The 16,543-nt window shown below is 40.5% G+C and carries 10 protein-coding genes; 7 read left to right on the top strand and 3 right to left on the bottom strand.

The window, feature by feature from the left end:
- Positions 1-104: 104 nt before the first annotated feature.
- A complete protein-coding gene (locus tag I7804_RS00635) occupies positions 105-752 on the bottom strand; it encodes a hypothetical protein (protein ID WP_022753714.1) in 648 nt (215 codons plus the stop codon).
- A gap of 354 nt (positions 753-1,106) precedes the next feature.
- Here I7804_RS00635 and ispE point away from each other — a divergent pair, with 354 nt between their 5' ends.
- On the top strand, positions 1,107-1,973 hold the full coding sequence (gene ispE / locus I7804_RS00630) for a 4-(cytidine 5'-diphospho)-2-C-methyl-D-erythritol kinase (protein ID WP_027218995.1): 867 nt from the start codon (positions 1,107-1,109) through the stop codon (positions 1,971-1,973).
- Positions 1,974-2,059: 86 nt separating this feature from the next.
- On the opposite strand, the gene I7804_RS00625 is transcribed toward ispE, so the two are convergent.
- Entirely contained in the window at positions 2,060-5,353 is a 3,294-nt protein-coding gene (locus I7804_RS00625; RefSeq protein WP_248404402.1) for a hypothetical protein, read from the bottom strand.
- A 157-nt stretch (positions 5,354-5,510) separates the two neighbouring features.
- Between I7804_RS00625 and I7804_RS00620 the strand changes: the two genes are divergently transcribed.
- The 5 genes from I7804_RS00620 to mfd all read left to right on the top strand — a co-directional run bounded on the left by I7804_RS00620 (position 5,511) and on the right by mfd (position 14,250).
- Complete coding sequence (locus I7804_RS00620; protein WP_248404400.1) at positions 5,511-6,581, top strand: GDSL-type esterase/lipase family protein; 1,071 nt, start codon at positions 5,511-5,513, stop codon at positions 6,579-6,581.
- A gap of 138 nt (positions 6,582-6,719) precedes the next feature.
- Entirely contained in the window at positions 6,720-8,948 is a 2,229-nt protein-coding gene (locus I7804_RS00615; RefSeq protein ID WP_248404399.1) for a GGDEF domain-containing phosphodiesterase, read from the top strand.
- A 183-nt stretch (positions 8,949-9,131) separates the two neighbouring features.
- Positions 9,132-9,914, top strand: a complete 783-nt coding sequence (locus I7804_RS00610) for a glycosyltransferase family 2 protein (RefSeq protein ID WP_248404397.1) — start codon at positions 9,132-9,134, stop codon at positions 9,912-9,914.
- 113 nt (positions 9,915-10,027) lie between these two features.
- On the top strand, positions 10,028-10,600 hold the full coding sequence (gene pth / locus I7804_RS00605; protein ID WP_027203243.1) for an aminoacyl-tRNA hydrolase: 573 nt from the start codon (positions 10,028-10,030) through the stop codon (positions 10,598-10,600).
- A gap of 92 nt (positions 10,601-10,692) precedes the next feature.
- Positions 10,693-14,250, top strand: coding sequence for a transcription-repair coupling factor (mfd, locus tag I7804_RS00600; RefSeq protein WP_248404395.1), 3,558 nt, complete (start codon positions 10,693-10,695; stop codon positions 14,248-14,250).
- A 72-nt stretch (positions 14,251-14,322) separates the two neighbouring features.
- Here mfd and I7804_RS00595 read toward each other — a convergent pair whose 3' ends face one another.
- Complete coding sequence (locus tag I7804_RS00595; RefSeq protein WP_248404393.1) at positions 14,323-14,751, bottom strand: hypothetical protein; 429 nt, start codon at positions 14,749-14,751, stop codon at positions 14,323-14,325.
- Positions 14,752-14,918: 167 nt separating this feature from the next.
- On the opposite strand from I7804_RS00595, the gene I7804_RS00590 reads away from it, so the two are divergent.
- Entirely contained in the window at positions 14,919-16,463 is a 1,545-nt protein-coding gene (locus I7804_RS00590; protein WP_027203240.1) for a phosphoglucomutase, read from the top strand.
- Positions 16,464-16,543 lie beyond the last annotated feature (80 nt).

Genomic DNA, 16,543 nt, shown 5'->3' with positions numbered 1-16,543 from the left:
ATTTTGTACTCGCTCCAATTGTGACGATTGTTATTATTACAATGGTGTATCTATAAAAAAGGCGTTTCGTAGCATGACCACGAAACGCCTTTATTAATATTCAGTTATGCCTGTTCTGATACAGACTTCCAGTCTTCGATGCCATATTCTTTGGCTTTTTCATCAAATCCTTTTAGTACTGCATCATAGGTCTTCTGGGAGATCTCAGGGAGTTTGCCGCCCCAAGTCTCTTCGGCCTGTTTGTATCCCTTAAGGAATGCATCACGCATATTTTCAAGCTTAGAAGGATCGCCGCCGGTGATAGCTGTTGCAAAGTCAAGGATTCTCTTGGAAGTCTCTTCTACGCTCCAATAACCACCTTCTGCAATATCAGCCTGAGCCTGTGCCTTGGTCTCTGGATCAACTGTGAAGTCACCCTTTGCAAGGAACTTCCAGATATCATCAGAATCACTTCCAAATACAGAAGTTGCATAAGCTCCGGTCTGTTTACTCATCATCTTGTTGACAATATTGATGAGATTCTGCTTCTGAGCTTCCTGATCAGCCTTTAACTGCTGAACAAGAGCTGTGTTGGGTTTGTAGGTCTTCTTGGAATCATCGACTTTGGCACTATCTGATTTTTCATATACAACGCCGCTGTTTTCAGAAGAAGATTTTACTTCCTCTGCATTCTCCTTTTTAGCTGCAACGGGGGGCGCTTGATAGTTGCCGGTGTTAATAGAAGATACGCTGTTAATTGATTCTACACTCATAATTGGACTCCTTTCCACGAACTCATTGCACCTGCCTGTGCATTACGAGTGCGTATTTTAGATAATACATCTATTCTCTTTGGCATATGCTCTTCCAGCATAGAACATAATACTGCCAAAAAAGGTTATACTCCTACATTCTCATTATCGGATGCAAAAGACTAAAACTTTATAGCTTTTGAGGAAAAATTCAGGCATGGAAGCCGAACTGCGATATTTGTGTTAGAATTGAGGTTGAAAGAAGTATTATTATTCTGTCCTACGGGGTCTATGTACCGCTGTAGAGCCTTCGAGGATACTGCAGTAATCAAGTAGACAGTTAAAGTGGATAATACTAAGTGAAAGTGAGGAAATATGATCACAAGAAAAGCATATGCAAAGATAAATTTAGGTCTTGATGTTACAGGAAGAAGAGAGGATGGATATCATATTGTCCGCATGATAATGCAGAATGTTGATATCTACGACACACTTACGTTTGAAAAAAACGACCTTGGCAAAATAAGACTTACAGCTAATAAAGACACAATCCCAACAGATGAGCACAATCTTATCTATAAGGTATGCGCCCTTTTGATGGAGAAGTATGATATCAAGGAAGGCGTGGATGTGCACCTTGAAAAAAGAATCCCTGTTGCAGCAGGAATGGCTGGCGGAAGTACAGACGGGGCAGCTGCTTTCTATGGTATGAAGGAACTTTTTGATCTTCCTATTACCAAGGAAGAGATGTGCGAGATGGCTGTAAAGCTAGGCGCAGATATTCCATATTGCATCATGGGAGGGACCATGCTCTCTGAAGGTATCGGAGAAGTTCTTACAGCTCTTCCTGATATGCCTGATTGCTACATCCTTGTAGGTAAGCCGGATATTAACGTATCAACCGGTTGGGTATATACAGAGCTTGACAGCAAAGAGATTGAATTCCATCCGGACATAGACGGAATGTGCGATGCTATAGGAAGTGGCGATCTTGGCGGCGTATGCCAGCGACTTTCCAATGTACTTGAACCTGTTACTAAGAGTAAATATGACATTATAGGGAAGATCGAAGCACTTATGGAAGACGGCGGCGCAGTCAGATCCATTATGACAGGAAGCGGCCCTACAGTATTTGGAATCTTCGATGATGAAGCTAAGCTTAAACAAGCTTATGACAAAGTAAAAGAAAGCGGCTATTGCCCGGAACTGTTCATGTCAAAGCCGGTAAATCCCAAATATTAATACTTATTAACTCAAACTACCCCCTTGTAAAGACTTTGTGAATGCTAGTCTGTTCAAGTGGGTAGTTTTGGTTAGTATCTGGAAATTTAGATTGCTGTAAATAATCTATTAAAGATTTCAGGCGTTATCTTATTGGCATTTTCATGCTTGGAAGTGTCCTTTACATAACTTAATAAACTTTTATGAAGGGCATATGCTTCCTTAACATTAGAAGTTATAAGCCTTGGAATATCGGAGGTGCAGACGAGTATATAAGCGTTTGTACCTTCTATTTGTATCTCGTATAATAGTCCTAAGCGGTGACTTCTGCTGGCATTGTCTATAGTAGCGACTATAGGTTCTATGCTTGTATCATCAAGAATAGTAGATCTTGACGCTGTCACGATCTCATACCAGTTAGGCTCAGAGTAGGTGCGTGTATTAAAGGTTTTAAGGGCAGGACTTGTATCATCTATACATAGGCCAAGTGTTCCTACAGCTGCGGGCTTATTCATTCTCTCTGAGATACTCTTGAACATAGGATAGCACCAAAAGTCAGTGCAGTATGTACCGGCAATTGAATTGGTATTTTCCTTATCCTGTAGATATAGAAGGATACTATGACCTTCTCTTACCTTGTTTATAGCAGCTGTCGCGCTGGTTGTAACATATGGGTCATCTGCAAAATCTGTGGCAGCAGATGATATGACGCTTTCCGGTATCTTTGGATATGAATAGAGCGTATATGTATTAGTAGCAAGTATATTATTACTATTATTACAACTTGAGCTGTCTATAAGATATAGTTTGAGTTCATATCTTTCAGGAGTAGAGCTTTCAGGGAAGTTCAATGTGACTTCCGGAAGTGTGATCCTTCCCTGTGAATCAATATGCGGAATCTCAACAATACTACTGTCAATAATTGTGCAGTCAAGAATAGAACTGTCGATAATAGTGTTGTTAATAATAGTACTATTATTGATAGTATTTTTAACAATAGCACTGTCAGAAGTAGTATTATCAATAGTCTTAGTATTTGTTTCGCTTTCATTAGGACAGGAGATGAGTAATACTTTGAGCATCATATCAGGATGTATGTTCTTATCATAATAGGCTATCATCGGCTCGAAGGTGAAGCTTTCATCGGGGGTATGGATATAGCTTCTAAACCTTGCCATCACTACGATATCGTCCCATGACTGTCTGAACTTTTCAGGGGATATAAGGCCTTTATTTTCCATAAGAGAATTAAGGATTCCTATAAGGGCTGTTCCCTGTCCCGTATAGTCCTGAAGATCCAGAAGCTGGGTTCCTGCAAGGTATCTTGATGCAAGTGCATCCTCCATCTCATGCTTATAGCATTGCATAGCAAGTGCTCCGGAATTTTTGAAAAACTTCCCGGCATTTGAAAAAAGCCCCATCCTAATGGCATTATCTTTGAGAGCGGCGATATTGTAGGCTTTGAGAACTCCTGTGTAGTGATCTATCTCATCGTAGTCAGGATAGGTCTCGAACTGACCTGTTTCATGGGAGATGACAGGTATGTGAGGGATCAGTTCCTCCTTTGATGTAAGAGCAACTTCCTTGACAGTAGTACCAAACTGGATGGTGGTTGTAGATGCAGGTTCTGAAATATCAGATTTACCAGTTTCATTGTTTATATTATTTTGGTAAGTGATAAGATCAGGTCTTATATTGGCATCATAAGTATAGTCTGCTCTTGGAGGCATAGTCTGGATATGTCCAGAAGGCCCGTCGCATAGGGCATAGGAACCTCGTATGAGTCTGTCTGTGGAGAAGCGTACTCCTACGAAGAAGTCATCTTCCGGCTGTATGTTGGGTGAGAACTGGAAAGTATTGGAGCCCTGAGTATACAGAAGGTCTGGATTGATCATCTTAAATCCTGCAAGGAGCTTACCAAGAGCCTTTGGATTACCCCAAAGTTCGTTGCCACATCCAAACATGCAAAAAGAAGGGTGGGACGCAAATAAAGATATCATGCGATATCCTTCCATGGTAAGGTACTGCTGCATTGTAGCATCATATCCCTCTTCATCTTCCATGAGCCAGGAACCCCATATCTCCATCTCACTCTGTATCACGATTCCAAGTAGATCGGCAGCAAGAAAGGCTGCATCAGGCGGTGTACAAGAATGGAATCTGTAATGATTGATCCCCCACCTTCTTGATATCATCATGTCATATAGCCATCCACATGCGTTCATAGGAGCAAAACCTGTCATTGGAAAGAGAAGACCGCAGTGCCTTCCTCTTAGGAAAATAGGACGGTTATTTAATAGAAGATCATTGCCATCTGCTTTCAGACTTCTAAGTCCGCATACAGCTTTGGTGCTGTCAAGGACAGATCCGCTTTCATCGCATAGATCTATATCAAAAACATACAGGTAAGGAGTGAATGTATCCCATTCAAATACACCCTTATCTGAAGCAGTAAGGTCAAGCTCATAGGTAAAAGAACATATGTTATCATCTGAGCAATTATCAGAAATACCATCATGGGTATTACCAGAATAATTATCAGAAATACTATCATTGTTATTATCTGAATAAGTTTTTATATAGCTGGTATTTGCATATTTGGCATTTATATACTTAGTATCTGCAAGGCCAAAAGATTTAGAATCAGTATTGGAAGACTCTGTAAATTCCTGAGGTTTAAGAATATCTTCTGTTATCTCAAGATATTCTTTTAATATATCATAATTTGTTCCCTTGGCGGCAATGCTTATATCATCTCTGAACTTCTTAAACTCAGACGGATCAGCGTCCTTATTTAGATACTTGTCCAGAAGCTTACATAAAGAAGTGCGGACTTTGATATTAACCTTATCTGAAGGGAAGTTTTTAGCTACATTTATAGTGAGATATGTTGACTTCTTGTCATAGTCAGTTTTTACGCTTGCAGATACAATATGTGCCTTCCTGGTGCACTTAATATACACATCTCCAAGGATACCGCTCCAGTTGGTCTGAGTATCTTTGGATGTCAGGTGCCCGCCTGGGCATGGATAGTTCTTGTTATCTATTTCTATCTGTATGAGGGTATCTTCTCTTGTGATATATGAAGTGATGTCATATACGTGAGGTGCTATAAGAGAGTCGCGCCTTCCTACAGGCTGTCCGTCTATATAGAGCTTGGTGATACGGCTTCTTTCTATACTAAGAATATATGAATCATATCCTTGTGGTATAGTCATCTGTCTGCTTAGCATTACTGTGCCGCTGTATTCATGCTCATCTGTAAGATTACCTGTATCACGTTCTTGTGTATGCGGCGCTATTTTTGATGCCTGAATTGTCCCCGGAACAGACAGATTGGATGAAGAAATATCTGTTCCTTCAAAAGAGCAGTTAAAGCTGCCATTTAATGAGATTATCATGTTAATGCTCCCCCTGAATGCAATTAGTCTTTGTATGCTGTACCCGCTTCATTTATAATATCATCATGATGTTTAAGATACTATTACTAATAATTCTTTGTACTTAGCAAAAATGACCATTTATGTTAGTGACATGATTTAAACTCGGGAGGAACTTATGGTAGCAAATGAAAACTGGGAAAATGTAAGGATACTTGGAAGGACTCCGGTGACAGATACTGGGCTTGAGCTTATCTGGTCAGGAAGCGGCGTCGAATTTATATTTAGAGGTTTAGAACTTGGGATCGAGATAACAGGAGGAGATTCTGTCTATCAGCCGTGGATAAGCCTTATTATGGACGGTGCCTGGATCATGCATATGCCGGTTCAGGAGGGGACTAATAAAGTCATAATGCTAAAGGGACTGGATCCATCTACAAGCCACAACATCAGAATTATAAAAGAGACGCAGGCAATGCCTGATGATCCTGACTCTTTTGTCATATTAAATTCTCTGTTATATGACGGCGAGGTATTAAAGACACCGGATTATAAGTACAGGATCGAATTTGTCGGAGACAGTATTACAAGTGGCGAAGGCCTTATTGGAGCCCATGATGCTATGGACTGGATAAGTCCTTATTTTAGCACCATCAATCATTACGGTGTTAAGACAGCACATAACCTTAATGCTGAGTACAGGCTTATATCACAGAGCGGATGGGGAGTTTCCTGCGGCTGGGACAATAATATATATAGTACACTTCCTCTTGTATATGAAAGCGACAGGTGTCAAAGGGGCGTATCAGATCATGACTTTAATTCCTGGAAAGCGGACGCTGTAGTTATTAACTTAGGAACCAATGATGAAGGCGCTTTTAGAAGCCCTGAATATACAGACCCTGAGACGCTTGCAGTTTATAAGAAGACACTTAATGATGATGGAAGCTATAGAGATAGTGATATAGATGTTATCAAAAAAAGCGTTATATCTTTTCTCAAAACGCTAAGAAAGGATAATCCGGATGCGCAGCTTGTCTGGGTATACGGGATGATAGGATATGGTCTTGGACAGTATCTTGAAGAAGCAGTAAATGAATATGTAGATGAGACTGGAGATACCAAAGCTTCCTATCTGGCGCTTCCGGATACTGAAGGTGAAGGATTTGGTTCAAGACAACATCCCGGCGCCATTAGTCATGCAAAATCTGCAGAAATAATATCTGCTTATCTCAAGGAAAAAATTTAAAAACCGATATAAGTAGATATAGAGTATTTCTGTATTTGATCATGGCAATTATTTAGCCATATGGTGTCAAAAGGAACTTTTGACACCTACCTCATTTGTATGAATTAAACGGATTTAGAATTCCTTGAAGGAGCTATAATGCCTGATATTAAATGCGTTACAGATAGGAACAATTTTGATTATGATTTCTATACCAAGATATACAAAAGCAGTGAGACTGATCCTTTGACCGGTCTTCTTAGCATCTCATCTTTTAGAAAAATCTCTAAAATTATACTTGGAGAGGTCAGAGAACACGATTCAAGGACTATTGTATTTATATATATAGATATCAGGGATTTTAAGGGCATTAATGAAGAGTTTGGATTTGAACAAGGCGATGAAGTATTAAAGAGCTTTGGAACTATAATAAAAGAAGTTTTCTATGGAAGAACCTGTGGCTATTTTTTTGCCGATCATTTCGTTGTTATGTGCTTTGAGGATGAAGCGCTCAGAGGTATCGAAGAAGTTCAAAGAGTACTTCATGAGATGTACACTTTTAGGGAGATCATGTTCGATGCCGGAATATACAGACTTGAAGATGTTCACGAAAGTGTCATGAATGCCTGTGACAGAGCCAAAGATGCCATGGACGCCATTAAAGGCGTATATTCTCAGAATGTCCGTTTCTATGATGATGAACTGGGATTTAAGATCCGTAGAAAAAGATATATCATAAATGAACTTGATAATGCCATAGCAAATGGCAATATTCAGGCCTGGATTCAACCTATAATGAGAACATTGTCAGGAAGGCTGGCTGGAGTTGAAGTCCTTGCAAGATGGAATGATCCTATATATGGATTTATGAATCCTGCAGAATTCATAGGTATTTTGGAGGAATGCAAGCAGATCTATAAACTTGATATTGCTATTGTAAGAGCTGCCTGCAGGAATTTTAACAGATGGTATTCCCAGTATGGGACTGCGGTGCCTTTTTCAGTTAATCTTAGCAGGATAGATTTCGAGATGTGCGATATCTTCTCTGAGATCAAGAAGGCTGCTTCTGAATATGATGTGGATCCAAAGTACATACGTATAGAGATAACCGAGTCTGTTCTTATGCGCGAACCTGAGTTCATGAAAGAAGTTATAGCCAAATTTCATGAAGCAGGTTATGAAGTGTGGATGGATGATTTTGGAAGCGGCTTCTCTTCATTGAATGTTATGAAGGAGTTTGATTTTGATCTTATCAAGATCGATATGACTTTCCTTCGTACATTTGATGATAAGTCCCATATTATCATCCCGGCTATTATCAACATATCTAAAAAGCTCGGCAAGAAGACCCTTGCAGAAGGTGTTGAGACCAATGAGCATGTAGATGCTCTCCGCGAGTGGGGATGCGACATGATGCAGGGATATCTGTATCATAAGCCTGTACCGCCTGATGATGAATATATTCATATATTCGGCCAGAAGCCTGAGACTGCAGAAACGGATCATGACAGAAAGTTCTATGGTGAAGTCAGCTATGCTAATGTGCTCGACTCGTCTATTTTTTCTAAGATAGTAAGACCTGATGGAACTAAGATGAGGACTTCACGAGCTGTTGCTATCGTAGAACTTAAAGATGATATGTTTAAGCTCATGTATACCAATGAGGCATTTCGATATACGATCAGTCAGGTTGATATAGACAGCGTAGAACTTGCCCAGAAGTATCTTAATGATAACAGAAGACAGTACTATCATAAGATGCGTGAGCTCTTCCACTCACTGTCTCATGATAATGATGTTGTTGCACAGGATTTTATATTATGCGGAGAACTGTTTGTTATCAGAGCCAAATTCATTGCCAGAGACACTGAAGAGGGCAATGACAGAATGATGGGTATCATAACCCTTGAGAATATATCGAGATCTCCTTACCTCAAAGAGCAGAAGATGGTAGACTATGCACTTCGTGATATCGTTAAGATCTTCGAAAGGATAGATCTGTGGCATATAGATGAGAACTATGCAGAGGTCGTATATAACAGTGCGAATTTCTTTGTAGAAGCCGGAAAACCTGCACTTGACTACGGAATGGAGATGTTCATTCAAAAAGAGGTATATCCCAAGGATAGTGCCAGATACAGACAGTTCATGAATTATAAGACCATATTGGACAGGATACATTCAAGCGGGATGGGATTTGTGTCAGAGAACTTCAGGTTCCGTGATAAAAACGACCGTGACAAGTTCATCTGGAAGACCTTCATAATGGTGGATGCCTCTACTACTGATGAAAGAAGGGTCTATGCCTGCATAAGGCCTAGCGATTCACCTGCACGTATGAATGGCTACCAAAGCTTCCTTGAAAATAAGGGCGATACATTGTCATGACCTCATACTTTAGTCCGTGAGCTTTGCTCAAATGAAAGTACCATTACGGACTGATATGTATTACAATAAGATTAAATTTTGGAGATACCCCATTGCCTAAGGTAATGGGGCATTAGCTGTGGATAAAAGTTGGATTTGTAGAAGAATTACCTGTTTACACTAATACTTATAATGGAGTTTATTATGACAAAAGAATCTGTGCTGGATACAAGAGTCAGCATCATAGTCCCTGTTCACAATGCAAGTGATTATATAGAAAGCACTATCAAAATGGTGGAGGCGCAGACCTATACCAACTGGGAGCTTATACTTGTTGATGATGCATCAACAGATGACAGCGTTGAAAAGATAACTAGTGCTATTGAAGAAAGCTCCTTTTCCCAAGAGCATTTTGTACTTATATTAAAAAACAAGAATGAGAAGGCAGCAGCTGCCAGAAATACAGGACTTGACGCAGCTTCAGGACGATATATAGCTTTCCTTGATGCCGATGATGTGTGGCTGCCTGAAAAGCTTGAAAGAGAACTTGAGTTCATGGAAAAAGAAGGTGCCTCTTTTGTATTCATGTCCTATGAATTCGGAGATGAGAATGCAAAGCCTACAGGTAAGATAGTTCATGTTCCTGACAGACTTGATTATAAGCATGCCCTTTCCAGAACTGTTATCTTTACATCAACGACGCTTTTTGATACAAGACACCTTGATAAAAAGCTTATATACATGCCCCTGATAGAAAGCGAAGATACAGCAACCTGGTGGAGTATATTAAAAACGGGTGTTATTGCAAGAGGCCTTGACATGCCACTTATAATATACAGAAGACCGGCCAATTCCCTTTCATCCAACAAGTTTGTGGCGATAAAACGTATATGGGGACTTTATAGAAAGATAGCTCATCTTAATGTGATATCGTCATTTGTACATCTTGTAGGATGGGCTTACAGAGCTACAGTCAGAAGGCTGTGATCTTATAGGTATATGGGAAGATTAGAATTATTGCTTGAGGTTAAAATATGCTTGAATATATCATTAAAATTTTTAACACTATAAAAGATAAAGAGAAAGAGAGTAACGAAGAAGTGGTAATTATTGCAGGACTTGGAAATCCGGAAAAGAAGTATATTGGAACCAGACATAATGTTGGTTTTGCTACAATAGATGCCTTGTGTGACAAGTACGGGATCGAACTTACAGAGACTAAATTTAATGCTGCATATGGTAAAGGTATGATAGAAGGTCATAAAGTCATTCTTATGAAGCCTCTTACATATATGAACAGAAGCGGTGAAGCTATAGGACCTATGTGTCATTTTTATAAAGTAGAACCTGAAAATGATCTCATTGTAATATCAGATGATATCGATCAGAATGTAGGTAATATCAGGGTTCGCCCCAAGGGAAGTGCTGGTGGACACAACGGTCTTAAATCCATAATCGCACATTGCCAGACAGATGGTTTTACCAGAATAAGAGTTGGCGTAGGTCGTAAGCCTGAGGGTATGGACCTTGCTGATCACGTACTTAGCCATTTTAACTCTGAAGAAGAAGTTAATCTCAAAAATGCCATAGATAACGCGATTGCAGCTATACCTGTAATCCTTGATGAAGGATGCGATATAGCTATGACCAGATTTAACCGCAAGGTTGTCTGATATCACGTTTTGAATCATAGATAATGTCGGCATCGTAAAAACGGTATTTAGTATATCCTTTGTTGTTTTATATATAGAGAAAGAGGAATGATATGCGTGCTATAGAGGCGCCACTGCAGGAACTGCCTGCTTTTACCGAACTTGATAAATATCTTGATAATCCATTTGCCTGCGCTGAAGTCATAGGATGCCTTGATTCTGAGAAGCTCCATATGATCAACGGACTTGGAAGCCAGGTCCGCTATCGCATAATTGTGACAGATTCTGATCTTAGAGCCAAAGAGATCTTCGAAGATTATAAGTTCTATGACAGGAATGTTACAGTATATCCTGCCAAGGATCTCATATTCTATCAGGCAGATATCCATTCCAATGATCTTACACGCCAGCGTATAAGGACCATGCGCCGTCTTATAGAAGGCCGCCCTGTTACGGTGGTGACAACCTTTGCTGCTCTTATGAGCCCTCAGATCCCAGCTGAAGTTATCAAAAGCAATATCCTTGCACTTGATAAAAGAAAGCCTGTAGATGAGCAGGATATAGCCAGAAAACTTGTAAACATGGGCTATGAGAAGGTATATCAGGTAGAAGGCCCCGGTCAGTTCTCCGTTAGAGGCGATATCATCGATGTATTCGACCTTACAGAAGAGAATCCTTACAGAATAGAGCTTTTTGGTGATGATATAGAATCCATGAGATCTTTTGACATAATGTCCCAAAGATCTCTTGAAAAGCTTGAATCAATTGAGATATATCCTGCTTCTGAGCTTATCCTTACAAGAGACAGGCTTGAAGAAGGTTTTGATAAAATAACAGCCGAATTCGAATCAAGATATGATCAGCTAAGGAAGGCCTTTAAGACAGAAGAGTCTGCAAGGCTTAAAAAGTATATAGAAGAAAAGAAGGAAGAAGCTTTAGAATATGACAATATGTCAGGTCTTGAGAGCTTCCTTAGATACTTTGTAGATAACCCGTCTACATTCCTTGAACTGTTTAATAGCGGAAGCACTATGATCTTCATAGATGAGCCTTCTCATGTGCAGGCTCAGGCCAAGGCTGTATTTGATGAGTTCAGGGAAAGTATGATAAATAGAGCCGAGCAAGGCTACATACTCCCCGGGCAGATGGATCTTCTTTTTTCAGAAGAAGAGATAATAGCCAGGATGGGCAATGTCAGAAGAGTCCTTCTTGAAGCAATCCCGCTTCCTGCATCCCAGAATCATTATGAGCCCGGAAAGAGCTTTGAGATCCATACTCAGACTATTGCTCCCTATAATAACAGCTTCGATCTTCTGGTCAAAGATCTAAAGAGTTATAAAAAGAGAGGCTACAGAGTCCTCATCCTCTCCGGATCAAGAACAAGAGCTAAGAGAATCGTAGAAGATCTTAGGGACAATGAAGTCAGCGCTTCATATAGTGAGGATCCCGGGCGTGTACTGCAGCCTGGCGAGATCATGACCTATTATGGCCGTATATTAAAGGGATTTGAATATCCTGATATTAAGTTTGCTGTTATATCAGAAAGTGATATCTTCACAGAGCACAAGAAGAAAAAGAGAAAGAAAAAGAAGGGCATGTCCGGAGAGACTATATCCTCAATGGCAGACCTTCATCCGGGCGATTATGTAGTTCATGAAAGCCACGGACTTGGTATCTACAGAGGTATCGAGAAGATAGAGACTGATCACGTAGTCAAGGACTATATCAAGGTCGAGTATGCTGGCGGCGGCAATCTGTACGTGCTGGCTACAGGTCTTGATGTACTTCAAAAGTATGCCTCATCGTCAGAAGATACTACGCATAAGCCCAAGCTCAACAAGCTTGGAAGCCCTGAGTGGAACAGGACCAAGGCCAAAGTTAGAAGCGCAGTTGATGAAGTTGCACAGGATCTGGTGGAACTCTATGCCAAGAGACAGCAGACCAAGGGGTATGAATTTGGACCTGATACTGTATGGCAGCAGGAATTTGAAGATGCATTCCCTTATCAGGAGACTGAGGATCAGGAAGCTGCGATAGAAGCGGTCAAGGCAGATATGAGATCTCCTCGTATCATGGAGAGACTTATCTGCGGAGACGTAGGATTTGGTAAGACTGAGATTGCTATAAGAGCTGCCTTTAAGGCTGTTCAGGACAGCAAGCAGGTAGCAGTACTGGTGCCTACGACTATCCTTGCTCAGCAGCACTATAATACTTTTTCTGAGAGAATGAAGGACTTCCCTGTAAGAGTGGACATGTTGTCCAGATTCAGGACAGCCCGTGAACAGAAGAAGACCGTAGAAGATCTTCGTAAAGGCCTTGTAGATATCGTTATAGGAACACATAGACTGTTGTCCAAGGATGTCCAGTACAAAGACCTTGGACTTCTCATTGTAGATGAGGAGCAGAGATTCGGTGTAACTCATAAAGAGAAGATCAAGAAGATCAAAGAAAGTGTAGACGTACTGACCCTGTCAGCTACGCCTATTCCCCGTACTCTTCACATGAGCCTTGTGGGTATCAGGGATATGAGCATCCTTGAAGAAGCTCCCAATGACCGCCAGCCTATACAGACCTTTGTATGTGAATATAACGAAGAGATGGTAAGAGAAGCTATCGTAAGAGAACTTTCAAGACAAGGCCAGGTATACTATGTCTATAACAGAGTCAATGATATAGCGGATGTAGCTGCAAGGATACAAAAACTGGTACCGGAAGCAAGCGTGGCCTTTGCCCACGGCCAGATGTCTGAGCAGGAACTTGAGAAGATCATGTACGACTTCATAGACGGAGATATAGATGTACTAGTATCTACTACTATCATAGAAACAGGACTTGATATATCCAATGTTAATACAATGATCATCTCTGATGCTGATAAAATGGGTCTGTCACAGCTCTATCAGTTAAGAGGACGAGTAGGAAGATCCAACAGGAATGCCTATGCATTCCTTATGTACAAAAAGAACAAGATGCTCAAGGAAGTTGCAGAAAAAAGACTCTCTGCCATAAGAGAATTCACAGACCTTGGTTCAGGATTTAAGATCGCTATGCGTGATCTCGAGATAAGAGGGGCAGGTTCACTTCTTGGAAGGAAGCAGTCCGGACATATGATGGCAGTAGGCTATGATATGTACTGTAAGATGCTCAATGAAGCCGTTCGCAAGAAGAAGGGTCTTGAGTCAGCATATCCTGAAGACTTTGATACATCAATAGATCTTGACGTAGATGCTTATATTCCTACTAAGTATATCCTTAATGAAGAGCAGAAACTTGAGATATATAAGAGGATCGCTAGTATCGAAAACCTTGGCGAAGCTGATGATATGAGAGATGAGCTTCGTGACAGATTTGGAGAAGTTCCGGACAGCGTAGATAACCTTCTTAGAGTTGCTCTTATGAGAGTTAAAGCTCACAGCCTTTATATGCGCGAAGTTAAAGGCGGAAGTGGTGAGATAACCTTTGAGATACTTAGAGAAGCTAAGATAAAGAGCGAGAATATACCGCTTCTATTAAAACATTACAAAGGGAATCTATCATTTAAGTCTAAAGGTAAGGTTATGTTCATCTATACATATAAAAAAGATGAAAACCAGAAAAAAGCAGAGCAAAATCTGCTATGCGATACAGAAAAGCTCCTGACGGATATGGAGCATGCACTTTTAAATATTTAAATCAGGAGATGAATTAATAGCTCTACAACTGACTGTACCCACGGGCTTGCCCGTGGGTACAGTCAGATTGTTCTACGCCATAGCTACAGACCGTAGCTTTGTTGCCTGCTTCTGTATATACGATAGCGGTATATTATCTGTTCCGAGATTATCAAGATCTGCGCTCAGCTGCGTCAGAAGACCTCGTGCAGCTGTAAGATCATAGTTTTCGATTGAAAGTCCTGCCATAGCAAACATAAGTGTAAGTACGAATACATTTCTTATCTTCTTGTCACGTATGAAGACAATATCAAAGGGAATCTCTCCCAGATCATCACATATGGTATACGTATATTCTCCTTTAATATCTTCAATATCTGTTTCTGACTCAAGTATCATGTACTGATCATATCCTGAAAACAGGATAGTAGAATAAGTCTGAGCATCCTGCTCACCTAAAAAGGCGATAATGTCCATCTGACCATCCAGAGATACTCTGTAAAGAGTTATTGTCTGACCCATGCCTAACCTCCTAACAAAATAAAAAAGCTCTATATTTTAAATCGGCATTTGGTTATGAAAAGTTTATTGTTTTTTGAGAGGATGTAAGCAATAATTAAATAGCAATTACTGCTTTTGAATAATAAAATGTAAAAGCAGAATCGATCATGTGGGAGGAAATCTAACAAATGAGCTATTCTAATCTTCAAAATGGTAGCGATATCCGTGGTATTGCTATGGACAACGAAACAGGTGCTTCTGTAAATCTTACCAACAAGGCTTCCAAAGACCTTGCTGGAGCTTTTGCCAAGTGGCTTTCTAAAAGGAACGATAATAAGAAAGTAAAAATTGCTCTTGGAAGAGATTCAAGACTTACCGGAGAGGCTCTTTTAAAGGCAGCTGCAGCAGGAATTATCGCACAAGGTCACGAGGTATGTGATTTTGGTATAGCATCAACACCTGCTATGTTCATGTCAACGGTTCTTGCTTCCGATGAAGATGATGCAGCTACTTTTGATGGAAGTATCATGATAACTGCAAGTCACCTTCCTTATTATAGGAATGGTCTTAAGTTCTTCACTAAAGAAGGGGGACTTGAAAAGGGTGATATCAAGGAGCTTACAGAGCTTGCTGATAAGATCCTTGCGGAAAATCCCGAAAAGTCCGTAGATACAAGTAGTGCAGATATTAAGAGCATAAACTTTATGGATACATACGCATCCTATCTTCAGAAGAAGATCAGAGACGGCGTAGGTAAGGGCGATAAGCCTCTTGAAGGACTTCATATCATAGTAGATGCAGGTAATGGTGCTGGCGGATTCTATGTTACCAAGGTTTTGGAGCCTCTTGGAGCAGATACGTCGGGAAGCCAGTTCCTTACACCTGACGGAAGATTCCCTAACCACATTCCAAATCCAGAGAACAAAGAGGCAGCAGAGTCTATCAAGAAGGCAACTCTTGATTCAAAGGCAGATCTTGGAATCATATTCGATACAGATGTAGACAGAGCAGGTGCTGTACTTCCAAGCGGCAAGACTCTTACAAGAAACGATCTTATAGCAGTCCTTTCTATGATCGCTCTTTCAGAGCATCCCGGAACTACAATCGTTACTGACTCTGTTACTTCAGACGGTCTTCATGACTTCATCGAAGCACATGGTGGCAAGCACAAGAGATTTAAGCGTGGCTACCGCAATGTTATAGATGAATCCATAAGACTCAACAATGAAGGGATCGATTCTCAGCTTGCTATAGAGACAAGCGGACATGGCGCTTTTAAAGAAAACTACTTCCTTGATGACGGTGCATATCTTATGGTCAAGCTCCTTATCGAGATGGGTAAGGGCAAAAAGCTCGAAGAGATGATCAAAGATCTTTCAGAGCCTTGCGAAAGTGATGAAATAAGATTCCCTGTATATGCAGACAAGATCGAAGGAGGCGACCTTCAGTCCAATGGTGACCGTATTCTTAAAATGCTGGAAGAAGCTGCAGGCAAGGTAGAAGGCTGGTCACTTCCTGAAAGTAACTACGAAGGCGTCAGAGTTAATACTGATAAGGACCACGGCGATGGATGGCTTCTTCTTAGAAAGTCACTTCATGAGCCTATCATGCCCCTTAATATCGAGAGTAACACAAAGGGCGGAAACCTTATTATGGCAACTAAGCTAAAAGAGATATTGGCAGGTGAAGATACACTTGATCAGTCACCTCTTGATGCTTTTATTGGCAAATAAAAACGAAAGGGTCAGATTTTTTTAGGCAATGATCAGGAATGTCCTAAAACGTATTACTGACCCGGCATTATTCAATTTTT

The organism is Butyrivibrio fibrisolvens (genome assembly GCF_023206215.1).
Classification (GTDB): Bacteria; Bacillota; Clostridia; order Lachnospirales; family Lachnospiraceae; genus Butyrivibrio; species Butyrivibrio fibrisolvens_C.
The sequence above is the reverse complement of the archived record's forward strand: the minus strand, read 5'-3'. Positions and strand labels throughout refer to the sequence as shown.

Bases quoted from the DNA above. Each gene is read 5' to 3' on its own strand.
- ispE (WP_027218995.1), top strand. From the start codon at position 1,107: ATGATCACAAGAAAAGCATATGCAAAGATAAATTTAGGTCTTGATGTT.
- I7804_RS00625 (WP_248404402.1), bottom strand. From the start codon at position 5,353: ATGATAATCTCATTAAATGGCAGCTTTAACTGCTCTTTTGAAGGAACA.
- I7804_RS00595 (WP_248404393.1), bottom strand. From the start codon at position 14,751: ATGGGTCAGACAATAACTCTTTACAGAGTATCTCTGGATGGTCAGATG.
- mfd (WP_248404395.1), top strand. From the start codon at position 10,693: ATGCGTGCTATAGAGGCGCCACTGCAGGAACTGCCTGCTTTTACCGAA.
- I7804_RS00615 (WP_248404399.1), top strand. From the start codon at position 6,720: ATGCCTGATATTAAATGCGTTACAGATAGGAACAATTTTGATTATGAT.
- I7804_RS00610 (WP_248404397.1), top strand. From the start codon at position 9,132: ATGACAAAAGAATCTGTGCTGGATACAAGAGTCAGCATCATAGTCCCT.
- I7804_RS00635 (WP_022753714.1), bottom strand. From the start codon at position 752: ATGAGTGTAGAATCAATTAACAGCGTATCTTCTATTAACACCGGCAAC.
- I7804_RS00620 (WP_248404400.1), top strand. From the start codon at position 5,511: ATGGTAGCAAATGAAAACTGGGAAAATGTAAGGATACTTGGAAGGACT.
- I7804_RS00590 (WP_027203240.1), top strand. From the start codon at position 14,919: ATGAGCTATTCTAATCTTCAAAATGGTAGCGATATCCGTGGTATTGCT.